The following is a 22,234-nucleotide window of genomic DNA, read 5'->3' on the forward strand; positions in this document are numbered from 1 at the left end:
CCGCGCGCGATCGCGCGTCCGAGGGGGTCCGACCTGAGCGGCACCAGCACCAAGACCGACCGCCTCACCGCGTGGTGGCGCGGCACGAGCCTGCGCGCCAAGGTGACGGGGGTCACGGTCGCCGTCCTCGCGATCGGGCTGATCTCGGCGGGCGTGGGCACGATGGTCTTCCTCCGCAACTCCCAGCTCGCCTCGCTCGACGACTACCTCCGCCAGCTGGCGCCGACCGACGTCGCGAGCACGGTCTTCGATGTCGAGGTGTACGACGGCGTGCCGATGTTCATCGCCAAGGAGACGCCCGGCACGCAGTACTTCGTGGCCGTGTACGGACCCGACGGCGCCCTCAAGGCCACGGCGGGAGACAACGGCCCCGAGCCCGACTTCCCCGAGATGTTCACGCTCGAGGACACGCTGACCAAGGGCACCGAGCCGTTCGAGCTGACCACGGTCGACGGGAGCGGGAAGTTCCACGCGAGCGTCGACTTCCTTCCGCCGCTGGAGGGCGTACGGCTCAACTACACGCAGATGGTCGCGATCCCGCTGTCGAGCGTCAACCAGACCGTCGCCAACTACATCGGCATCTACACGATCCTGGCGATCCTCACGATCCTCGCCGGCGCCCTCGCCACCCGCAGCGCGGTCACGCTGGCCTTCCGCGGCCTCGGGCAGGTCGAGGACACCGCCATGTCGATCGCGGCGGGTGACTTCAGCCAGCGGATGGGCGACATCACCCCGGGGACCGAGGTCGGGCGCCTGAAGACCGCGATCAACGCGATGCTCGACCGGATCGACCACGCGCTCGCCCAGCGCGACGCGTCGGTGCGCCAGATGCGGCGCTTCATTGGCGACGCCAGCCACGAGCTGCGCACGCCCCTGGTCACCGTGCGCGGGTACGCCGAGCTCTACCGCATGGGCGCCATCTCGGGCGACGAGCAGACGGCGCAGTCGATGGAGCGGATCGAGAAGGAGGCGGTGCGCATGGGCGCCCTCGTCGAGGACCTCCTCGCGCTCGCGCGCCTCGACGAGCGACGCGACATCGTGATTCTGGACGTCGACCTGCGCCCGATCGCACGCGACGCCGTGCTCGACGCGCGCGTGACCTCGCCCGACCGGACCGTCACGATGATCGACGAGACCGTGGTGATCGCGACGGTGCGCGAGGAGCCGCCGCGCGAAGAGCCCGTGCGCGGCAAGGACACCGTCATCCGCGGACGCCGCTCGGGCGCCAGCCTCGCCGACGCCACGCGCTCGATCCTCCGCCGCCGCCCCCGCGGCGCCGCCGCAGAGGGCGGGGCCGAGACGCAGCGCACCGTGCCGGCGTCGTCCGACGCGCCGGCCGCACCGCCGGAGACGACGACCTCGCCCGCTCGCCACGTCGTGGACCCGATCGTGCTCGGCGACGAGAACCGGGTGCGTCAGGTGGTCGCCAACCTGCTCGCGAACGCGCGCCGCTACACGCCCGCCGGCAGCCCCATCGAGGTCGCCGTCGGTGTGGACGAGCGCTCGGGCATGGGCTGGATCGCCGTCATCGACCACGGCGAGGGCATCCCCGAGATGATCCGCGACAAGATCTTCCAGCGCTTCTGGCGCGCCGACACCTCGCGCACCCGCGAGACCGGCGGTTCGGGGCTCGGCCTGTCGATCGTCGCGTCGATCGTCGAGGCCCTGCACGGGTCGATCGAGGTGACCGAGACCGCCGGCGGCGGTGCGACGTTCCGCGTCTCGTTCCCGCTGGCCAAAGCACGGCCGGTGGAGGATCACCTGCTCATCGAGACGCAGCCCCTCCCGCGGCTGCGCGAGAGCTGACGCCTCCTCCCCAGCGCGGGGATCCGCTCGGTGGCGCACGGCGGCGCGGATGCCGGGCACGCACCCCCGCGCGGATGCGTAGCGTGGCGGCATCCACAGAGAAGGAGCCTCACATGGCCGTATTCAGCGTCGACTCCGACGCGGTGATGTCCGCCACCTCCGCCGTCCGCGCCACCGGCGACCGACTGCAGACCGACACCGCAGCGATGATGGTGCAGCTCACGCAGCTGCAGGGATCGTGGACCGGTTCGGCCTCGGTGGCCTTCCAGGCGGTGATCGAGCGCTGGCGCACCGCGCAGCGGGAGGTGGAAGCGGCGCTGGCAGACATCAGCGGAGCGCTCGGCCACGTCGCGCTGCAGTACGCGGAGACCGAGATGGCCGCCGTGGGCGTGTTCCGCTAGCGGCAGCAGCGCGCAAGCAAGAAGGGCCCCTCCGAAGAGGGGCCCTTCTCGTCAGTGCCTGTTAGGCGTGGATCAGAAGTCCATGCCGCCGGTCGGGTCGCCGGCCGGGGCCGACACCTTCTCGGGCTTGTCGGCGACGACGGCCTCGGTGGTGAGGAAGAGGCCCGCGATGGACGCCGCGTTCTGCAGCGCCGAGCGCGTCACCTTCACCGGGTCGTTGATGCCGGCAGCCAGCATGTCGACGTACTCGCCGGTCGCGGCGTTGAGGCCCTGGCCCGCGGGGAGCTCGGCGACCTTGTTCGCGACGACACCCGGCTCGAGGCCGGCGTTCAGGGCGATCTGCTTCAGCGGCGCCTCGATGGCGACCTTGACGATGTTCGCACCGGTCGCCTCGTCGCCCGTGAGCTCGAGACCGGCGAACGCCTTCTTGCCGGCCTGGATGAGGGCCACGCCACCACCGGGGACGATGCCCTCCTCGACGGCCGCCTTCGCGTTGCGGACGGCGTCCTCGATGCGGTGCTTGCGCTCCTTGAGCTCGACCTCGGTGGCCGCGCCCGCCTTGATGACGGCCACGCCGCCGGCGAGCTTGGCGAGGCGCTCCTGGAGCTTCTCGCGGTCGTAGTCGCTGTCGGTGTTGTCGATCTCGCGCTTGATCTGGGTCACGCGACCCTCGATCTGCGCCGAGTCGCCGGCACCCTCGACGATCGTGGTCTCGTCCTTGGTGACGATGACCTTGCGGGCACGACCGAGCAGGTCGAGCGTCGCGTTCTCGAGCTTGAGGCCGACCTCCTCGGTGACGACCTGGCCGCCGGTGAGGATCGCGATGTCCTGCAGCTGCGCCTTGCGGCGGTCGCCGAAGCCGGGGGCCTTGACGGCGACCGACTTGAAGATGCCGCGGATCTTGTTCAGCACGAGGGTCGCGAGGGCCTCACCCTCGACGTCCTCGGCGATGATGACGAGCTCCTTGCCGTCCTGGATCACCTTGTCGACGATCGGCAGGAGGTCCTTGATGTTGGAGATCTTCTGGTTCGCGATGAGGATGTACGGGTCCTCGAAGACCGCCTCCTGGCGCTCCGGGTCCGTGACGAAGTAGGGGTTGATGTAGCCCTTGTCGAAGCGCATGCCCTCGGTGAGCTCGAGCTCGGTGCCGAAGGTCTGCGACTCCTCGACGGTGACGACGCCCTCCTTGCCGACCTTGTCGATCGCCTCGGCGATGAGCTCGCCGATCTCGGGGTCGCCGGCGGAGATGGATGCCGTGGCGGCGATCTCCTCCTTGGTCTCGACCTCCTTGGCGTCTTCGAGCAGCTGGGCGGTGATGGCGGCGACGGCCTTCTCGATGCCCTTCTTGAGCGAGATGGGGTCGGCGCCGGCGGCGACGTTGCGCAGGCCCTCGCGCACGAGCGCCTGGGCGAGGACGGTGGCGGTGGTGGTGCCGTCACCCGCGACGTCGTCGGTCTTCTTGGCGACCTCCTTGACGAGCTCCGCGCCGATCTTCTCGTACGGGTCGTCCAGCTCGATCTCCTTGGCGATCGAGACGCCGTCGTTGGTGATCGTGGGGGCGCCCCACTTCTTCTCGAGCACGACGTTGCGACCGCGGGGGCCGAGCGTCACCTTGACGGCGTCGGCCAGGATGTTGAGGCCGCGCTCGAGACCACGGCGGGCCTCCTCGTCGAAAGCGATGATCTTTGCCATGTGTGTGTCGTCCCTCCCGGACGTAGGCGATGTCTTTAGCACTCAACGAGAGCGAGTGCTAAATCATTCTGGCACTCGACCATGGCGAGTGCAAGCCGCCGAGCCGGGCCGCGCCCGGGGTCTAGAGGACGACCTTCACCGATCCGCGTTCCGGGACGAGCTCCACCCAGGTGTTACCCGGAGCCAGCGTCACCACCGCCCCGTCGAGGTCCTTCAGCACGATCGGGGTGTCGCGACTCTTCTTCGACCACGTGACGCGGATCGTGCGGCCGTTCGCCGAGACCGTGCCCTTGCCGGTGCCGATGAGCCGCGTGCGCGGAACGGTGCCGTAGTCGACGGGAACAGTCAGCGTCACCACGTTGCTCGCCCGCAGCTGTCCGCCCTCGGCGGAGCGGTCCTTCACGCCGTCCTGCCACCGGAGGTACCGCTGGGACTCGCCGTTCCAGCGCCAGGTGCGCTCGGACTGGGACGAGAAGACGATGTCGAGCCCCCGCGTCTTCCGGCCGTTCGCGCCGGCGGACGATGCCGCTGCGCTCTCCGCATACGCGAACTGCGCTGTGGGCGGATCGATCTTCTTGTAGGCGGCGCGCAGCTCCTGTGCCCGCACGACCACGTTGTGCGGCGCGCGCTTCGCAGACGATCGGAACATGTACCGGTCGTCCTTGCCGCCGTGGATGGACGTGTGGAGATCGGTCGCACGGATCATGTCGACGAACTTCCGCTTGCCGCCGGAGAAGGCGATGATCCCGCCGAGGGGCCCCACGATCTCCGGGTCCATGGGCCGGATGCTGCGGATCGGACCGATCTCCTTCGGCACATCCGAGAACCAGACGGCGACGTACCGCGTGATGCCGCCTTCGACGAGCTCCTCGAACACGATGTCCGTGTGCTCGAGCCCCCACTGCGGGCGCGCGTCCCAGTGGTTGTCGATCTTCGCGGCGAGCGCCGGGCCGGTGATCTCGGCCAGCGGCACCTCGGTCCCCCGCAGCGGCGATGCGCCGGTCGTGGGCGTGGGCGTCGGAGTCGGGGTCGGCGTGGGTGTCGGCGTGGCGGTGGCGGACGGCGTCGGGGACGGCGCGGCCTCGGTCTGAGGCGTGCAGCCGACCAGCGCCGCCGCCGCGAGCGAGAGCGCGGCGAGGGCGGCTGCGGGGCGTGGGGGAAGGTTCACCCGGGCAGGATAGCCGAGCGAGATGACGTCACGCCGTCACGACGCGGACCGACTCGGCCTGCGGGCCCTTCTGCCCGGTGCCGACGGTGAACTCCACCGTCTGGCCCTCTTCGAGCACGCGGAAGCCCGACATGTCGATGTTGGAGTAGTGGACGAACACATCCTGGCCGTCGACGACCGTGATGAAGCCGAAGCCCTTTTCGGCGTTGAACCATTTGACGGTGCCCTGCGTCATGTTTTCTTTCCCGTCATGCGAATCTCGTGAAGCGGTGGAACGTGGCAATGCTAACGACGCGCCCGGCAGCCGATCCGCCGTTCGCGCAACTGTTGACACGGCTGAACCGAAGTCTTCACACGCAGGAAACACGCGCCCGTCCGCGGGCGGAGGAGGTCAGTCCGAGGCGCCCGCGGCGCGGTCCAGTCCGAGGACGATGACGAGCTGCTTCAGTCCCTCGCCGTCCTCGTACGCCTCGCTGAACTCGATGTCCGCGCCGCCGATCGCCTGCGCGAGCCCGCGCGCGGCGCCCTCGTCGTCGGCGGCGGCGTAGAAGACCGTGGTCCGGTCGAAGTCCTGGGAGCCGGCATCGCCGACGGTGACGTCGTTGGCCGACCAGCCGGCGGCGATGACGTCGGCGCTGACGCTCGCTCCCAGCTCCGAATCCGTCGTGGCGTTGAGGATGAGGATCGTGTACGACGTGTCGACCACCGGCTGCGCGGTCGGCCCCGCCGTCGGCATGACGGCGCCGGTGGGTGCCGCGCCGAAGCGACCGCCCGCCCAGAGGGTCCCGACGATGCCCAGTCCGATCAGCACGACGGTGGCCACGGCCGCCCACAGGAAGATGCGCCCGCGTCGCATCCGCGGCTGCTCGGCGCGGTGGGCGCCCACTCGGCGGGCGTCGCGCTCCGTGGCGGACGTGATCTCGTCGAATCGGTCCGACGGGGGCGTCGGAAGGGAGCTCGGCATCCCCGAATTCTATCGGCCGGTCCCGGACGCCGCCGTCGCGGGCGCCGTGCGCGCTTCGCGCATCCGACGCAGCCGGTGGACGAGCATCGGGTCGTACGCGAGGGCGTCCGCGTCGTCGACGAGGCGTCCCAGCAGCTGGTAGTACCGCGCGGGGGTGAGTGCGAGCTCGGCGCGTACCGCCTCCTCCTTCGCCGCCCCGTGCCGACCCCAGCGCGCCTCGAAGTCCAGGAGGACGCGGTCGCGATCGGAGAGGGGCACGCGTCCAGGGTAGGTCGCCCGATCCCTCCTCCCCGGCAGCGCCACTCGCGTCTGCCGAACCGGAACACCAGCGGCCCATCTCGGGTTGAATGGAGTGGACGTGTTGAATGGAGTGGACGTAAGGAGCCGTGATGACCTACAGCGTGAACAAGACCGACGAGCAGTGGCGCGAGGAGCTGACCCCGGAGCAGTATGCGGTGCTCCGCCAGGCCGGGACCGAGCGCGCCTGGACCGGCGAGCTGCTCGACGAGAGCCGCGCCGGCCTCTACACCTGTGCCGCGTGCGGAGCGGAGCTGTTCCAGAGCGGGACGAAGTTCGACTCCCACTGCGGCTGGCCGAGCTTCTACGAGTCGGTGCGCCCCGAGGCGGTCGAGCTCATCGAGGACCGCTCCCATGGCATGGTCCGCACCGAGGTGCGCTGCGCCACCTGCGGATCGCACCTGGGCCACGTCTTCCCCGACGGCTTCGGCACCCCGACGGGCGACCGGTACTGCATGAACTCGCTGTCGCTGTCGTTCAGCCCCGAGAAGTGACCGGCGCCCTGGAGGCCGTGCGCGCGCGACGGTCGTGGTCCAAGGTGACCGAGACGGCACCGACGCGCGCGGAGCTCCTGGTGCTCGTGTCGGCCGCGGGACGGGTGGCCGACCACTCGTCGCTACGGCCGTGGCGGCTCATCGAGCTGCGCGGCGACGACCGCGCGCGGCTGGGCGCGGCCATCGCCGAGGCGCAGGGCGACGACGAGCCCTCCGCGAAGCCGCTGCGCGCGCCGCTGCTGATCGCGGTCGTCGCGAGCTACCGGCCGAGCGAGAAGGTGCCGCGCTGGGAGCAGGAGGCGGTCGCCTCGGGCGTCGCGCACGTGCTGAGCCTGCTGCTGGACGAGGCGGGCTGGGGCGTCATCTGGCGCACCGGTGGGTACACCCGCTCGCAGGCGGTGGCACGCATGCACGGGCTCGGCGAGGACGAGGAGCTGCTGGGCTGGCTGTACGTCGGCGGCAAGCCTGCGGGCGCCCGTCCGGGACGACGCAAGATCGTCGATGCGCGCACGAAGCTGCACCGCCTGCCGGCCGCCGCGGACCCGGCATCCACGGAGCCCGGCGAGGAGAAGCCCGCGGCGACGGTCGGCAAGAAGGCGAAGAAGAAGGCGCGCAAGCGGGCGAAGAAGGCCGGGAAGAAGGCGCGCAAGGCCGAGAGGAAGGCGCGCGCTCAGGACTGACGGCGCCGGCGCCACGGCACGGCGGCGACCACGACCGAGGCGAGCGCGACCACCACGGTGATGAGCTCGACGATCCACCCCGGGCCCGCCGACGCGGGCCATGCCACATCGATCACGAGCGCGGTCAGCAGCTGTCCCGCGACGGCGCCGAGTCCGAGCAGCAGCACTCCCGTGTGCACGACGATGGCCGCCGACAGGAAGATGTAGAACACGCCCATGGCGCCGCCGGCGTACAGCCACGGCTCGGGCGGGAGGGCATCCGGGGCGCCGCCGACCACCGTGCTCACCACCGCTGCGGCCACCAGCAGCACGGTGCCGCCGATGAAGTTCACGAGCGTCGCGGTGAGGGGTGTGCCGACGCGCTGACGCAGGCGGCCGTTGGTCGCCTGCTGCCACGCGATCCCCACGCCGGCGATGAGCGGCAGCACGAGCATCCACAGCGGCACGCGCTCGAGCACCCCGCCCTGCAGCGACACCGCCACCGCCACGAGCGCGAGCGCCCCGCCCAGCACACGGGGCACGGTGACGGCCACCACGCCGGCGGGGCCGTAGCCGATGCGGTCGAGCACCAGCCCGTTGAGGGTCTGCCCCGCCACCACGCCGACGGTGAACAGCGAGACGCCGATCACCGCCACCGCGAGGCCCTGCGTGGCGACGGTGAGCGCGCCAGCGACCCCGCCCAGCAGCATCCACCACGGGATCGTCCGCTCGCGCATTCCCGCGCGCAGCGCCCGCACGCCGCGCCGCCCGCTCGGCAGGATCAGCGACAGGACGATCAGGATCAGCAGCCCCGAGCCGAAGGAGATCGCCGCCGCGACGAGTCCATCGCTCAGGCGCAGGCCGAGCTCGCCGTTGATCCGCGCCTGGGCGGTGGTCATCATCCCGATCAGGACGGCGCCCGAGAGCGCCAGCCAGGCCGGCATCCGCCTCTGTTCCGGTGTGGAGCTCACCGCACGAGCCTAGGCGAGGTCGTGCCCGGGCGAGGTCGGGGCGCCGCCGCACAACGAGAAAGAGCCTCGGCTCGCTCACCCCCCGATGCGCGAGCCGAGGCTCTTCTCGTTGCTGTGCACAGCACGAATTCCCGTGCTTCGGCTACTCCGTCCCCCCAGTTCGGGAGCGCCTGCGCGTTCGATTCACAGTATCCGGCGCCGGCGCCGCCGACGCCCATTCCGGCCGATCTGAGCTTTTCCTTGCACAATGCTGAGGTTCGCCGGCGGGCGCGCCGACGCATCGGGGTTCGGACGCGCCGGGAGGGAACGCGACGGGACTAGTGCGTGGCGATCCACACCGTCGCCTCGGCCGGCACGACGGGTCCGCTCGCGTCCGCGCTGGCGAGCACGATGCCGCCGGCACCGGCCGCCAGTGCATCGGGCAGCCGGTAGTCGGCCTCGCCGAAGTTGGTCACGACGTGCCAGCCGCCGGGGCGGACGAAGTGGAGCACGTCATCGCGGCCGGTCTCGATCCATTCCAGCTGCTCGGGTCCCTGCAGGCGGCGGCGGAGGTGCAGCGCGCGGCGATACAGCGACAGCGTGGATGCCGGGTCGCCCTCCTGGCGCTGCACGGCGAACTCGCCGAACCACTCCGGCTGCGGCAGGTGCGACCCGTCGTCGCCGAACCCGAAGGCGGGCGCGTCCGGGCGCCACGGGAGCGGCACGCGGCACCCGTCACGGCCGATCTCGGCGCCCTGCGTGCGGAAGTACGTCGGGTCCTGCCGCTGCGCCGGAGCGATCTCCGACACCTCCGGCAGGCCGAGCTCCTCACCCTGGTACAGATACGCCGACCCCGGGAGTCCCAGGACGAACAGCGTCGCCGCCGTCGCGCGACGGTGGCCGCGCTCGGCGTCGACCTCGTCGCGGCGGCCGCCGTCCAGCAGCCACTGCGCGGCGCGCCTGGTCGGCACGAGCCCGGCATCCTCCGCCCCGCTCAGGCCGTAGCGGGTGGCGTGGCGCACCACGTCGTGGTTCGACAGCACCCACGTGCTCGACGACGACGAGCCGTGCGTGCGCGCGAGGTTGTCCGTCACGATGCGACGGAACTCGGGCCCGTGGAACGCCGCCTCGAGCAGGTCGAAGTTGAACGCCTGACCGAGGCTCTCGGGACGCGCGTACAGGTGGATGCGGGAGGGATCGACCCAGGCCTCGGCGACGGCGGTGCGCGGCGGGTCGTAGGAGTTGAAGACCTCCCGCCACTGCGCGTAGATCTCGTGCACGTCGTCGCGGTCGAGGAGCGGGTGGCTGCCGTCGCGCGGGAGGAGGTCGAGCTCGGCGCGCGAGGGAAGCGGCTCGGTGAGGTCCTTGGACAGCATGTGGGCCACATCGATGCGGAACCCGTCGACACCGCGGTCGGCCCAGAACCGCAGCGTGGTGACGAAGTCCTCGCGCACCTCGGGGTGATCCCAGTTCAGGTCGGGCTGCTCGCGGGCGAAGTTGTGCAGGTACCACTGACCGTCGTCGACCCGCTCCCACGCCGGACCGCCGAACGTCGACAGCCAGTCGGTCGGCGGCTCGGCGCCGCCGGGGCCCGTGCCCTCGCGGAAGATGTACCGCTCGCGTGCCGCGGATCCGCGCCCCGCGGCCAGCGCCTCCTGGAACCAGGCGTGCTGATCGGAGGTGTGGTTGGGGACGATGTCGACCACGACCTTGATCCCCCGTTCGTGCAGCGCCGCCAGCATCGCGTCGAAGTCCGCGAGCGTTCCGAGCCGCGGATCGACGTCACGGTAGTCGGCGACGTCGTACCCGCCGTCGGCGAGCGCCGACGGGTAGAACGGGCTGAGCCACACCGCGTCGATGCCCAGGCTCGCGAGGTAGCCGATCCGCGACGTGATGCCGGGCAGGTCGCCGATGCCGTCGGCGTCGGCATCGGCGAAGCTGCGCGGATAGATCTGGTAGACCGCGGCCTGCCGCCACCACGGCGGGGTCTCGTCGTGCGCCGCCGCGTCGAGGTCGGGGCGGAGGTCGGAGTCGAGGTCGAGAGGGGTGGTCACTGCGCGGTGCCTTTCCGAGGTGAGGGTGGGGTGAGGGATGTCGTGCCGGGCGGGGCGGTCAGCCCTTGACGGCGCCCTGGGTGACGCCCTCCATCACCCATCGCTGGGTGAAGAGGTACGCGATCAGGGCCGGGGCCATCGCCATGAGGTACGACGCGAACGACACGTTGTAGTTGTTGCTGAACTGCGTCTGGAACAGGTTCTGCCGCACCGGCAGGGTCTGGAGGGCGGGGTCGGAGATGATCAGCGACGGCATCATGAAGTCGTTCCACGCGTAGAGGAAGGCGAAGATGCCGACCGTCGCGCTCATCGGCGCCAGCAGCGGGAAGATCAGCCGCCAGAAGGTCTGCCAGGTGCTCGCCCCGTCGATGCGGGCGCTCTCCTCGAGCTCGATCGGGATCGACCGCAGGAACGCCGTGAACAGCAGCACGCTGAAGCTCAGCTGGAACATCGTGGCGAGGATGATCACGCCGAACGGGTTGTCGAGCCCGACCCGGCCCGTGAGCTGGATCTGCGGGAGCGCGACGACGGGGAACGGGATGAACATCGCCGCCAGCAGGTAGAAGAACGAGTAGCGGAAGAGGCGCCGCTCCCAGTTGCGGACGATGGCGTACGACGCGAAGGCGGCGAGGACGATCGTGGCGGCCACCGTGCCGGCGGTGACCAGGAACGAGATCGCCGCGCCGACGGGGAACTTGGTGAGCGTCCACGCCTGGACGAAGCCGTCGATGCTGAACGGCGCGGGCAGCGAGAACGCGTTGCCGTCGACGGCCTGTGCGCTCGTCTTGAAGGCCATGGAGATCGTGACGTAGAGCGGCAGCAGCACCGTGACGGCGCACAGCATCAGGACGATCGTCGCCGACCAGTTCACGCGCTCCATGCGGGGCGTCCCCCGGCGGCGGCGCGGCGGATCCACGGCGACGTCGGCCTCTTCGAAGGCCAGGGCCGGCTGGCTGGTGGAAGTGGTCATGAGAGCTGGTTCCTTCCGCGCGTGAGCGAGAGTTGGAGCACGGAGATCACGACGGCCACGATGAAGAAGATCGTCGCGTTGGCCATCTGGTAGGCGTAGTCGCCGCCGTTGAAGCCCGCGATGATCGTCATCGCGATGCTGCGGGTCGCCGTTCCCGGTCCCCCGTTGGTGAGGCCGACGATGATGTCGTAGGCGTTGAGGAAGCCCTTGAACCCGAGGATCACGTTGATCACGACATAGCCGGCGACGAGCGGCAGCGTGATGCGCAGCAGCTGCTGGCGCTTGTTCGCCCCGTCGAGGTCGGCCGCCTCGTACACGTCGCCGGGCACCGAGAGGAGGCCGGCGATGTAGATGAGGAGGGTGCCCGGGATCGCCTGCCAGGCGGTGACGATCACGATGGCGATCCATGCCAGATCGGCGTTGGCGAGCAGGCTCGTCTCCAGCCACGGCACTCCCACCGCCGAGCCGAGCGCGGGCACGGAGTTGGAGAAGAGGAAGTTGAAGACGTAGGCGATGATGATGCCCGAGATCACCATGGGGATCACGAACACGGTGCGCAGGCCCGTCTTGAACCGGATGCGCGCGGTCAGCGCGACCGCCAGCAGGAACGCGATCACGTTGACCACGATCACCGTGGCGATCGAGAAGCCGAACGTGAACAGGTAGCTCTGCAGGATCGCCGGGTCGCTGAACAGCGCGATGTAGTTGGTGAATCCGATGAAGTTCCAGTCGCCGATGCCGATGGAATCGGTGAAGCTGAAGAAGATCCCGATCACCCCCGGCACCGTGATGGCGAGCGTGAACAGCACCAGGCTCGGCAGCAGGAACAGGTAGTAGATCGGCTCCACCCGCCGCTTCTTGTGAGCGAGGTCGCGGGGTCCGCGCCCCGCCCCTCCGGTGACGATCGTGCGGGTGGTGGTCATCTCGAGGTCTCCTTCGACTCTTCGGAAGACGGCACGGGCTGACGGAACGCGAGACGCGACCAGTCCCGGTCCATCGTGCGGAGGATCGACGACGGCGCGTCGCCGAGCACCATGGCCTGTGCGTAGTTGAAGACGGGGATCGTCTTGGGCACGAGCACCGACGGCCCCTGGTAGACCTTGCCGTCGGCGTAGTACTCCTGCATGCCGGCCACCCGCGAGTCGTCGGGCGGGGCGGCGTCGGCGAGCGGCGAGAAGCCCAGCTGCGAGGCGTTGTACGCGTCGATCACCTCCGGCTGATAGAGGTACTCGAGGAAGTCGCGGGCCGCCTCCTTGTGCCGCGACGCCTCGGGGATCATCGCGGCGAGGTCCATGTTCACCCGCACCGCGAGGTCTCCCGCGTCGTCGGTCATCGGAAGCGGGAACGTGCCCAGCTCCAGGTCGGGATCGATCTTCGCGATCTCCGCGAAGGCCCACGGCCCCTGGAGGTACATCGCCGCCTCGCCGCGGGCGAAGGCCAGGTTCCCGTCGCCGTAGGCGCGGCTGGCCGCGTCGTCGTTGACGTACTCGCCGGCGAGTTCGAGCATGCGCTCCATCGGCTCGGTGAAGTCCTTCTCGAACGAGACCTCGGATGTCGCCCCGACGTCGGCGCCCTCGGCCGCCAGCCGGTCGAAGAACTCCAGGACCGGGAGCGAGCCGCCCACGGCGTAGTCGTACCAGCCCTGGGCGACGGTCCAGTCGTCCTTGAACGTCGCGTAGAACGGGGTGATGCCGGCGTCCTGCAGCGCGGTGCAGACCTCGATGAGCTCATCCCAGGTGGTGGGCACCTCGAGCCCCTGCTCCTCGAAGATCTGCGGGTTGTAGATGACCGACGCCGCCATGACCGAGTAGGGCAGCGCGCTCACCGTGCCCTCGCACGAGCCGTACTGGTCCATCAGCGGCTGGAGGTCCTCGCGCACGCTCCCCGCCGCGTCGGTCCCGGAGAGATCGCTGAGTGCGCAGCGCTGCACGAACCGCGCGACCTCGTAGTTGTAGTTGGCGAGCATGATGTCGGGCGGGTTGCCGCGCACGAAGCTCGCGGAGACGACGTCGACGCCCGAGGTGTCCATCTCGACGGTGACGCGATCCTGCGACGCGTTGTAGTCGGCGACGGTCGCGGTCATGAAGTCGAGCGCCTCGCGCTTGCTGAAGGTGAAGCGGATCGTCTCGCGCCCGTCGCTCGAGCAGCCCGCGAGCATTCCGCCCGCGAGCACGAGCAGCGCCCCGGTGGCCAGCAGCCGGATCCTCCTGTGGTGTGCCATCGACATCCTCGTCTCTCACCGCATCGTCGCGGATATATGGTCGCCTATTAGATTTACTCGTCAAATCAATGTCTGCACGGCAGTATTGCAGCAGCAGAAAGTGAAGGTCAAGACCCTTGTCCACTCCCCTCGGAACCACGGCGACCCGCCCGGCGAGCCTCGACGCCGTGCTTCGGCACGCGTGGCAGGCGCGCGAGTTCACGGCTTCCGAGGTGATGGCGGCCACCGGGCTCACCCGGTCGACGGCGATCGAGGCGATGGACACCCTGGCCGAGATGGGGCTGCTCGAAGAGCTCCCCAACGCGCGCCTGGCGGGCGACTACCGCAAGGGACGCCCCGCCCGGCGCTTCGCGCTCAGGGCGGATGCCGCCGTGCTCCTCGGCGTGGACGCCGGACACGCCCGCATCACGGCGACCGTCACCGACCTGCGCTCGCGCGCGCTCGCCTCCCACGAGACCGCACATGAGATCGACAGCGAGGGGCCCGATGCGCGGCGCGGCGCCGTGCTCGCGACGATCGACGAGGCGCTCGCGCGGGCGGGCCGCACCCGCGGGGACGTCCTGGCCGTGGCCGTCGGGGTCCCGGCCCCGGTGGATGCCGCGGGGCGCTCGCCCCGGCACCCGCACAGGTTCTGGGAGCGGATGAACCCCGGACTGGCCGAGGCGCTCGATTGGGCGCCCCTCGTCCGCATCGACAACGACGCGTCACTGGCCGCCGTCGCCGAGGGGGCCGTGGGCGCGGCCACCGGGTGCACCGACTACATCACGCTGCTCGCGGGTGACCGCCTGGGCGCCGGCGTCGTCGTGGACGGTCACCTCCTGCGGGGCTCGCACGGCGGCGTGGGCGAGATGGTCGCGTTCGACCACGTCGAGGGCGTCGGATCGGCGCACGGCCTCGGCGCCATGGCGGCCACGTGGGCCCGCGCAGCCGTCGACGAGGGGCGGCTCTCCCCCGACGGCGCGCTCGCCGGACTCTCCAGCGACGACCTCGACGGCCGCCGGGTGCTGGAGGCGGCCGCCGCCGGCGACCCGGACGCGCGCGAGATCGCTGCGCGCGTGGGAGGAGCGCTCGCCCGGATCGTCAGCGTGCTCGGCAGCATGTTCGACCCGCAGCGCGTGGTGGTGTCCGGGGCCATCGCGGCCGGCATCGACGACGTCGTGCGCGCGGCGCGGCTGGCCCTCCCCACCGACCTGCACCTGCCCGCGCCCGAGCTGGTCGTCTCGACGCTGGGCGCGGACGTCGTCGTCACCGGGGCCGTCTGGGCCGCTGCCGACGCGGCGCGGACGGCCGCTCTCGACGTATGGGCGTCCCGCCGCGCCGGCTGACGCGCCTCGGGGCGGCAGTCGCTCACGGCGTCGGGCAGGCGCCGCGCTCCCCGACGATTTCGCACCCGGTCGTCACGCCTGTGCTCCGGCAGACTTCTCCTGCGCTCCCGCAGACCCTTCCGGCGGCGTGGACGAGGCATGGTGGACAGGGTGCCTGCGCTCGAGCGCGGCTCCGATCGCTGGTGGCGGCCGCCGCCGGAAACGCCGAGACCGGCCGGCGTCTCCGTGTCGAGGTCCTGGCGGCTCCGCTGCCGCAGATGCGCTTCTCGGTGCCGTCATCCGGCGTGCGCTGAGCCGTGAGGACTTCGCGTTCGCCGTCGCGCTAGAACTCGGTCGTCGTGGGGACGAGCACCCACAGCACGATGTAGACCGGGATCGTTACCGAGGCGATGAGCACCGCGGACAGCCGGACAGCGAGCGGCGGGAGGCCGAGCTGGCGAGCGAGGCCACCGCACACGCCGGCGATGAGTCTGTCCTTCGTTGCTCTGCGCATGGCGCTACCTCGGCTTCCGGGCCCCGACGCCCCCACACGGCTCACGGTACTAGGAGCGCGGGAGTTTCGCTCCTGCGAGCGCACACCACGGTCGCACGGGCATGACGAGGGTTCGGTGCCGGCTACAGGACTTGAACCTGCAACCCCCGTATTACAAGTACGGTGCGCTACCAATTGCGCCAAGCCGGCGAGGACGCCCCAGTCTATCCGGGCGGTGGGATCGCTTACGGCGTGGGGCTGGGCGACGACGAGGGGGCGGGCGACTCGGTCGACTCCGCCTCCTGCGAGCGGTAGAACGCGTCGCTCGCGCTGGTCATGACGAACTGCGAGAACTCGGCGGGGTCCCCGAGGGCGCCCACGTAGGCCTGGCCGTTGACGAGCACCATGGGGATGCCGGTGAGGGCGAGCCCGTCGGTCTCGGGGATGTCGGTGACGGCGCGCTCGGTGGCGTCCTTCACCCAGGTCGAGAAGTCGCCCGACTCGATGCAGGTGCGCACGCGCTTGGGGTCGTCGGCGCCGGAGGCGATCGCGAGGTCGGCGAGCTCGGCGTCGGTGTAGCCGTCCGAGTCGACGGCGGGCTGGCGCGAGAGCAGCTCGTTGTTGAAGTTGAAGAAGTCGTCGGGCGAATAGGTCGCCATGCAGGCGGCCGCTCCTGCTGCGCGCAGCGAGTACTTGGTGCCGTTGGACTTGGCCGCCATCATCGACACCGGGTGGTAGGTGAGCGTCGCCGCCCCCTGCTCGACCCACGCCGAGAGCTGCTGTACGTTGGCGAGCTGCCATTCGCGCGCGCCGGGCGACAGGTAGTCCACGTAGACGCGGATCTCGACGGGAGGCACGGCGTCGGCCGTGGCATCCGGCGTCGGCGTGGGCGTCTCGGTGTCCTCGGCGACCGGGGTGGGGCTCGTGTCGACGCCGACCTGCGCCTCGGGGTCTCCCCCGACCACGCCGGCGACCGACGAGATGGCGAAGCCGTCGGCGGTCGCGTTCAGCGGCTCCAGCTGCGGGCGCCCGGCCGTGGCCGAGATGGTCCACGCGACGACGGCGGTCACGGCCACGCCGGCCACCACGACGCCCGCGACCAGCGCGGAGCGGCGGGCCAGGCGGGCGCGCGACTGCTGCACACGCACCTGCTGCGCCTTCTCGCGCACCGCCTCTCGGCGGTCGATCGAGGCCAGCTCGGGGCGGGAGTCGTCGGTGGACATGGAACCTCTTGTGAAAACGAGTGCGGCGGCATGATGAAGCCGCCCGGTCGCACGGGATTGCGACCAGATCGATGGTAGTCAGACACCCTGGGAAAACCCCAGACACGGTTTGCCCGCGAATGCGCTTTCACACTTCTGGGGACCGGGTCCGCGTGCGATACTTGACCTGCGTCCTCCCGGGACGTGCGGGCCAAGCCCCCGCTCATTCCATTCACTACGGATCGTCCGGCACGTACCTGCCGGTGAAGGAGAAGAACAAATGGCGTCCGTCACCTTTGACAACGCAACCCGCCTCTACCCCGGCGGAACCCGCCCCGCGGTCGACAAGCTGAACCTGGAGGTCGCCGACGGCGAGTTCCTCGTCCTGGTCGGTCCGTCCGGTTGCGGAAAGTCCACCTCGCTGCGCATGCTGGCCGGCCTCGAAGAGGTCAACTCGGGCCGCATCCTCATCGGCGACCGCGATGTCACCGACATCCCGCCGAAGGACCGCGACATCGCGATGGTGTTCCAGAACTACGCGCTGTACCCGCACATGACGGTCGCCGAGAACATGGGCTTCGCCCTGAAGATCGCCGGCGTCGGCAAGGAAGAGCGCGCCAAGCGCGTCGAGGAGGCAGCGAAGCTCCTCGACCTCGAGCAGTACCTCACGCGCAAGCCGAAGGCGCTCTCGGGTGGTCAGCGTCAGCGCGTCGCGATGGGTCGCGCCATCGTGCGTCAGCCCCAGGTGTTCCTCATGGACGAGCCGCTGTCGAACCTCGACGCCAAGCTCCGCGTCCAGACGCGCACCCAGATCGCGTCGCTCCAGCGCCGCCTCGGCGTCACCACGGTCTACGTCACGCACGACCAGACTGAGGCCCTCACGATGGGCGACCGCATCGCGGTGCTCAAGGACGGCCTCCTCCAGCAGGTCGGCACGCCGCGCGACCTGTACGAGAAGCCGAACAACGTGTTCGTCGCCGGCTTCATCGGCTCGCCCGCCATGAACCTGTTCCCGGCGGACCTCGCCGAGGGCGGCGTCAGCTTCGGCACCGCCGTCGTGGGCGTCGAGGCCGACACGCTCGGCAAGGCGCACGGCTCGCAGGTCACGATCGGCGTGCGTCCCGAGGACATCGTCGTGAACCCGGCCGACGGCAAGGGCCTCACGGTCGACGTCGACCTCGTCGAGGAGCTCGGCGCCGACGGCTACCTCTACGGCCACACCGAGATCAACGGCAAGCGCGCCGACCTGGTCGCGCGCGTCGACGGTCGTCGTCACCCGAACGCGGGCGAGAAGGTCGTGCTGGCGCCGGTCGCCGGTCACGTGCACGTCTTCGACCTCGAGTCCGGCGAGCGCCTGACCGACAAGGCCATCGCCTCGGCCTGATCGACAAGCAAGCCAAGCGACGCGGCGCGGCGGGTCATCGACCCCCGCGCCGCGCCGTATGTCAGCACCGGAGGGGAACACCGTGGTGGAGTCTCTGACCATCACCGCCAGCAGCGTCGACGCCGGCCTGCTGTCGCTGCCGTGGTCCACCCCGCTCGAGGAGTGGACGAGCGACACGATCGTCTCGCTCCCCAAGGGCATCTCCCGCCACCTGGTGCGTTTCGCGAGCCTGTCGGGACGGGTCGTCGCCGTCAAGGAGACCACGGCGGAGATGGCGCGCCGCGAGTACGAGATGCTCGGCGCCCTCGCCCGCCTCGACGTCCCCTGCGTCGACCGGTTCGCCGTCATCGACGGCCGGCGCACCCCGAAGGGCGAGCCGCTTCCGGCCGCGCTCGTGACGGCGCACCTGCGCTTCTCGCTCCCCTACCGGGCCCTCTTCACCCAGGTGCTCCGGCCCGACACCGCCGGGCGCCTGGTCGACGCGCTGGCGGTGCTGCTGGTGCGCCTGCACAACATCGGCTTCTTCTGGGGCGACGTGTCGCTCTCGAACACGCTCTTCCGACGGGATGCCGGCGAGTTCGCCGCCTACCTCGTCGACGCCGAGACCGGCGAGCTCCACGAGCGCGGACTCACCCGCGGACAGCGGGAGCACGATCTCGACGTGGCGCGCACGAACATCGCCGGCGAGCTGATGGACCTCGAAGCCGGCGGCCGGCTGGAGCGCGGCATCGACGCCGTCGCGATCGCCGACCGCATCATGTCGTCGTACTGGTCGCTGTGGGGGGCCCTGAACGATCAGGAGACGTTCTCGGCGAACGAGTCCTGGCGCCTCACGGAGCGCGTGCAGCGCCTGAACGAGCTGGGCTTCGACATCGGCGAGATGTCGATCCAGTCGGCACCCGACGGCACGCGCGTCACGATCCAGCCGAAGGTCGTCGACGCCGGGCACCACCAGCGCCGCCTGCTGCGACTCACCGGCCTCGACGTCGAGGAGAACCAGGCCCGCCGCCTGCTCAACGACATGGACGAGTTCAGCGCCCGCGTCTCACGCCTGGGGTCGGACGAGGAGATGGTCGCCCACGAGTGGCTCACGCGCGTGTTCGAGCCCGTGATCAAGGCCATCCCGTACGACCTGCGCGCCAAGCTGGAGCCGGCCGAGGTGTTCCACCAGGTGCTCGAACACCGCTGGTACATGTCGCAGGCCCGCGGCACGTCGGTGCCGATCGCCGAGACCGTGTCGTCGTACATCGACGACGTGCTCAGCCACCGCCGCGACGAGGCGACCGTTATGGGCCCGCCCACCGAGACGACGGCGCTGCCGGTCCTCACCGGCGCGATCGAGCTCGACTCGGACGAGGACGACGCCGTGGACTGGCGCGACCTCGTCTGAGTCGGCTCCCGGGTCTCAGTACCCGACGGTGAAGCGCTCGCGCGAGTGCTTCGGGTTCTCGATCTCGTCGAGCACGGCGACCGCCAGGTCGGCGCCGGAGATGAACGACTCCCCCGCCTCGTCGGTCACGATGACGTCGCCGCCGTCGCGGTAGACGCCGGTGCGCTCACCGGGCGCCCACGCACCGAAGCCGCCCGCCGGGTGGATGAAGAACCAGTCGCGGCCGGACTGCTCGGCCTGCAGGTCCTCGAGGATGCCGATGGCCTCGAGGGCCTCGGGCTTGAACTCCTCGGGGAAGCCGCTGTCGACCACGCGCGGGCCGCCGGGGGCGACCAGGCTGCCGCCGGCGCCGCCGATGACGCCGACGCGCACGTCGTCGGGGAGGACGGAGAGCAGCGCCTCGATGTTGGGGCGCACCTGCCCGAGCATGTCGCCGCGCGGGGCGATCGCCGACACGACGACGTCGGCGCCGGTGAGCTCGTTGGCGAGAGCGGGGACGTCGAGCAGGGTGCCCTCGACGTAGGTGGCGCCCTCGACGCGCTCCGAGGGGAGCGTGCGGGCGATCGACAGCACGGTGTGACCGCGCTGGACGGCCTCGGCGACGATGTGGCGGCCGGCGTAGCCGGTGCCTCCGAGAACGGCGATGGTGGCCATGGTGTTCCTTTCGAAGAGGGTCACCGGGTCCAATCGCCGCGCGCAGCGATTCATTCCCAGGAATCCAGATCACCCGCGCAAGGGACGTGCGAGCGCGGGACGGGTCAGGGCCGCGGCGGGAGGACGAGCGACTTCACCGCCGGCGGACGCCCGTCGGCGATGGGGGCCAGGGCGCCGTCGACGAGGCGCTCGAAGGGCAGCGGCGCGGGCGCGACGACATCCCACCGGCCGGCACGCGCGGCGACCAGCCGGGCCGCGTCGTCGAGGTCGGTCTCGCGCACCATCGCGTTCGTGCCGACGAGGGTGATCTCGCGGACCGTCACGCGGCCGAGGTCCACCGGGGCCGGCGCCTTCGCGATGCCGACGGCGACGATGGTGGTGCCCATGGGGACGATCTCGATCGCGAGGTCCAGGCCGCGCTGCGACCCGGTCACCTCGAAGAAGACGGGGAGCTCCTCCCCCCAGGCGGCGACGAGCTCGTCGGCGGTGGTCGCCGTGGCACCGACGACGGTGAGCGCCGCACCGAGCTCCGCGGCGAGGCGGAGCCGCCCGGGATCGAGGTCGACCGCCACGACGCGCGCACCGAGGTCGACGAGCACGTGGATGAGGAACGCGCCGATTCCCCCGACGCCCTGGACGACGGCGACGTCGCCGGATCGCACTCCCGAGCGGCGCGCCGCGTGCACGGCGATCGACATCGGCTGGACGAGCGCCGCCTCGTGCTCGTCGATGCCGAGGGCGCCCGCATCGACGCAGCTGGCCGCCGGGGCGGTCACGTAGCGCGCCAGCGCACCGTCGCGATGGAGGCCGACCGCCGCGTAGCGACGGCAGACGTTCGAACGGCCGATGCGGCACAGGTCGCACTCGCCGCACGGGCCGGCACCGCACGATGCCGCCAGCCGGCCGATCCAGGCCGGGTCGACGCCGTCGCCGACGGCCACGACGCGACCGGCGAACTCGTGCCCCATCGTCAGCGGCCCGAGGTGCCCGGTGACGGGGTGGCGAACCTCGATCGGCAGGAGCTTCGGGCCGTTCCCCCACTCGGCGGCATCCGTCCCGCAGACACCCACCGCGGTGACCTCCAGGAGCAGCTCGCCGGGGCCGGGTGACGGCGTCGGCACCTCCTCGACGCGCAGATCCCGGCCACCGTGCAGCACGGCCGCGCGCATGGTCGCCGGGATCGCGGCGGTCATCGGCTCAGTCCTGCAGGCCGTCGGTGACAGCGGCGTTCTCGGGCTGCAGGTCGAGCCCGGCCCCGCGCGCGACGGTCAGCAGGAGCGTCGCGAAGTCGAGCTCGGTGTTGCCGGCACCGACCTCCTGCGCGACGATCTGGCGCGTCGCCGAGGCGATGGGCATCGGCGCGCCCAGCCGGTAGGCGGCGTCCAGTCCCAGGTCGAAGTCCTTCTGCAGGAGCGGCATCGTGAACGTCGCCGTGAAGTCGAGGTTCACGAAGGCCGGCGTCTTGTAGCCGGTGAACACGGATCCCATCACGGAGTCGTTGAGGAACGACAGGAACGCCTCGCGGGACACGCCGCCCTTCTGGGCGAGCACCGTGATCTCGGCCAGCGACTGGGTGACGACGCCCAGGAACACGTTGTGCGCGATCTTCACGAGACGCGCCACCTCGCCCTCGCCGACGTACGTCACGCCCCGGCCGAACACCTGGAGCACGGGCTCGACCTCGTCGAACACGTCGCGGGGACCGGAGACGGCGACGGTGAGCTTGCCCGCCGCGATCACGGCCGGGTTGCCGGAGACGGGCGTCGCGAGGAACGCGGTGCCGCGCTCGGTGGCCGCGGCGCGCACCTTCTCGCTCGTGGCCACCGACACCGTCGACACGTCGGCGACGATCCGCGGTGCGGTGTCGCCGGTGAGCAGGCCGTCCGGACCGAGCAGCACCGCCTCGAGGTCCTTGTCGGCCGAGACCATGCTGAACACGAGGTCGCGGCCGGCGAGATCCACGGGACGCGCCACGTGGCTGGCTCCCGCGTCGACCAGCGGCTGCACCTTCGACGCCGTCCGGTTGTAGACGGCGACGTCGTAGCCGGCGTCGAGGAGGCGCTGGATGAGCTGTGCTCCCATGCGTCCCGCACCGATCCAACCGATGGTGGGCAGGGTGTCGGACATGTGG

The 22,234-nt window shown here is 70.8% G+C and carries 22 protein-coding genes and 1 tRNA gene; 7 read left to right on the forward strand and 16 right to left on the reverse strand.

The features are described from left to right. Positions 1-162 precede the first annotated feature (162 nt). On the forward strand, positions 163-1,806 hold the full coding sequence (locus ACPWUT_RS10305; protein ID WP_425842256.1) for a sensor histidine kinase: 1,644 nt from the start codon (positions 163-165) through the stop codon (positions 1,804-1,806). A 113-nt stretch (positions 1,807-1,919) separates the two neighbouring features. Continuing rightward, positions 1,920-2,207 (forward strand): WXG100 family type VII secretion target, encoded by a 288-nt coding sequence (locus ACPWUT_RS10310; protein WP_425837258.1) that lies wholly within the window; start codon positions 1,920-1,922, stop codon positions 2,205-2,207. Positions 2,208-2,279: 72 nt separating this feature from the next. On the opposite strand, the gene groL is transcribed toward ACPWUT_RS10310, so the two are convergent. The 5 genes from groL to ACPWUT_RS10335 all read right to left on the reverse strand — a co-directional run bounded on the left by groL (position 2,280) and on the right by ACPWUT_RS10335 (position 6,289). Further along, the gene (gene groL / locus ACPWUT_RS10315) at positions 2,280-3,899 is read right to left on the reverse strand and encodes a chaperonin GroEL (protein ID WP_284527799.1); all 1,620 of its coding nucleotides are present in this window, start codon (positions 3,897-3,899) and stop codon (positions 2,280-2,282) included. A gap of 121 nt (positions 3,900-4,020) precedes the next feature. Beyond that, a complete protein-coding gene (locus tag ACPWUT_RS10320; RefSeq protein ID WP_284527800.1) occupies positions 4,021-5,067 on the reverse strand; it encodes a DUF3048 domain-containing protein in 1,047 nt (348 codons plus the stop codon). 28 nt (positions 5,068-5,095) lie between these two features. After that, complete coding sequence (locus ACPWUT_RS10325) at positions 5,096-5,302, reverse strand: cold-shock protein (protein WP_144808649.1); 207 nt, start codon at positions 5,300-5,302, stop codon at positions 5,096-5,098. 156 nt (positions 5,303-5,458) lie between these two features. Then, positions 5,459-6,031: a LytR C-terminal domain-containing protein gene (locus ACPWUT_RS10330; protein ID WP_284527801.1), complete on the reverse strand. Its 573-nt coding sequence runs from the start codon at positions 6,029-6,031 to the stop codon at positions 5,459-5,461. Positions 6,032-6,040: 9 nt separating this feature from the next. Further along, positions 6,041-6,289 (reverse strand): DUF3263 domain-containing protein, encoded by a 249-nt coding sequence (locus ACPWUT_RS10335; protein WP_284527802.1) that lies wholly within the window; start codon positions 6,287-6,289, stop codon positions 6,041-6,043. 131 nt (positions 6,290-6,420) lie between these two features. On the opposite strand from ACPWUT_RS10335, the gene msrB reads away from it, so the two are divergent. Next, a complete protein-coding gene (gene msrB / locus ACPWUT_RS10340) occupies positions 6,421-6,822 on the forward strand; it encodes a peptide-methionine (R)-S-oxide reductase MsrB (protein ID WP_284527803.1) in 402 nt (133 codons plus the stop codon). Further along, entirely contained in the window at positions 6,819-7,502 is a 684-nt protein-coding gene (locus tag ACPWUT_RS10345) for a nitroreductase family protein (RefSeq protein ID WP_425837265.1), read from the forward strand. Before msrB ends, ACPWUT_RS10345 begins: the two co-directional genes overlap by 4 nt. Here the strand turns inward: ACPWUT_RS10345 and ACPWUT_RS10350 are convergent. The 5 genes from ACPWUT_RS10350 to ACPWUT_RS10370 all read right to left on the reverse strand — a co-directional run bounded on the left by ACPWUT_RS10350 (position 7,493) and on the right by ACPWUT_RS10370 (position 13,682). Further along, the gene (locus ACPWUT_RS10350; RefSeq protein ID WP_425842258.1) at positions 7,493-8,425 is read right to left on the reverse strand and encodes a DMT family transporter; all 933 of its coding nucleotides are present in this window, start codon (positions 8,423-8,425) and stop codon (positions 7,493-7,495) included. The two genes, ACPWUT_RS10345 and ACPWUT_RS10350, sit on opposite strands and share 10 nt — an antisense overlap. A 344-nt stretch (positions 8,426-8,769) precedes the next feature. After that, a complete protein-coding gene (locus tag ACPWUT_RS10355) occupies positions 8,770-10,485 on the reverse strand; it encodes a glycoside hydrolase family 13 protein (RefSeq protein ID WP_425837268.1) in 1,716 nt (571 codons plus the stop codon). 58 nt (positions 10,486-10,543) lie between these two features. After that, entirely contained in the window at positions 10,544-11,365 is an 822-nt protein-coding gene (locus ACPWUT_RS10360) for a carbohydrate ABC transporter permease (RefSeq protein ID WP_284528035.1), read from the reverse strand. 86 nt (positions 11,366-11,451) lie between these two features. Then, positions 11,452-12,378 (reverse strand): carbohydrate ABC transporter permease, encoded by a 927-nt coding sequence (locus ACPWUT_RS10365; RefSeq protein ID WP_284527805.1) that lies wholly within the window; start codon positions 12,376-12,378, stop codon positions 11,452-11,454. Further along, positions 12,375-13,682: an ABC transporter substrate-binding protein gene (locus ACPWUT_RS10370; RefSeq protein ID WP_425837273.1), complete on the reverse strand. Its 1,308-nt coding sequence runs from the start codon at positions 13,680-13,682 to the stop codon at positions 12,375-12,377. Before ACPWUT_RS10370 ends, ACPWUT_RS10365 begins: the two co-directional genes overlap by 4 nt. Before the next feature lie 110 nt (positions 13,683-13,792). On the opposite strand from ACPWUT_RS10370, the gene ACPWUT_RS10375 reads away from it, so the two are divergent. Further along, a complete protein-coding gene (locus ACPWUT_RS10375) occupies positions 13,793-15,001 on the forward strand; it encodes an ROK family protein (protein WP_425837276.1) in 1,209 nt (402 codons plus the stop codon). Positions 15,002-15,323: 322 nt separating this feature from the next. Here the strand turns inward: ACPWUT_RS10375 and ACPWUT_RS10380 are convergent, their stop codons facing one another. The 3 genes from ACPWUT_RS10380 to ACPWUT_RS10390 all read right to left on the reverse strand — a co-directional run bounded on the left by ACPWUT_RS10380 (position 15,324) and on the right by ACPWUT_RS10390 (position 16,696). Continuing rightward, positions 15,324-15,494, reverse strand: a complete 171-nt coding sequence (locus ACPWUT_RS10380) for a PspC domain-containing protein (protein ID WP_425837279.1) — start codon at positions 15,492-15,494, stop codon at positions 15,324-15,326. A gap of 116 nt (positions 15,495-15,610) precedes the next feature. Beyond that, positions 15,611-15,683, reverse strand: a tRNA-Thr gene (locus tag ACPWUT_RS10385). Between the two features lie 35 nt (positions 15,684-15,718). Then, positions 15,719-16,696, reverse strand: coding sequence for a thioredoxin domain-containing protein (locus ACPWUT_RS10390; protein WP_284527844.1), 978 nt, complete (start codon positions 16,694-16,696; stop codon positions 15,719-15,721). A 259-nt stretch (positions 16,697-16,955) separates the two neighbouring features. Between ACPWUT_RS10390 and ACPWUT_RS10395 the strand changes: the two genes are divergently transcribed. Next, a complete protein-coding gene (locus tag ACPWUT_RS10395) occupies positions 16,956-18,059 on the forward strand; it encodes an ABC transporter ATP-binding protein (RefSeq protein WP_284527845.1) in 1,104 nt (367 codons plus the stop codon). 82 nt (positions 18,060-18,141) lie between these two features. After that, the gene (locus ACPWUT_RS10400) at positions 18,142-19,449 is read left to right on the forward strand and encodes a DUF4032 domain-containing protein (RefSeq protein ID WP_425837283.1); all 1,308 of its coding nucleotides are present in this window, start codon (positions 18,142-18,144) and stop codon (positions 19,447-19,449) included. Between the two features lie 15 nt (positions 19,450-19,464). On the opposite strand, the gene ACPWUT_RS10405 is transcribed toward ACPWUT_RS10400, so the two are convergent. The 3 genes from ACPWUT_RS10405 to ACPWUT_RS10415 all read right to left on the reverse strand — a co-directional run bounded on the left by ACPWUT_RS10405 (position 19,465) and on the right by ACPWUT_RS10415 (position 22,230). Beyond that, on the reverse strand, positions 19,465-20,103 hold the full coding sequence (locus ACPWUT_RS10405; RefSeq protein ID WP_284527847.1) for an NAD(P)-dependent oxidoreductase: 639 nt from the start codon (positions 20,101-20,103) through the stop codon (positions 19,465-19,467). Between the two features lie 104 nt (positions 20,104-20,207). Beyond that, entirely contained in the window at positions 20,208-21,296 is a 1,089-nt protein-coding gene (locus ACPWUT_RS10410; RefSeq protein ID WP_425837286.1) for a zinc-dependent alcohol dehydrogenase, read from the reverse strand. Positions 21,297-21,300: 4 nt separating this feature from the next. Further along, positions 21,301-22,230, reverse strand: a complete 930-nt coding sequence (locus ACPWUT_RS10415; RefSeq protein WP_425837289.1) for an NAD(P)-dependent oxidoreductase — start codon at positions 22,228-22,230, stop codon at positions 21,301-21,303. Positions 22,231-22,234 lie beyond the last annotated feature (4 nt).

This window comes from Microbacterium sp. PA5 (assembly GCF_049860775.1).
Classification (GTDB): Bacteria; Actinomycetota; Actinomycetes; order Actinomycetales; family Microbacteriaceae; genus Microbacterium.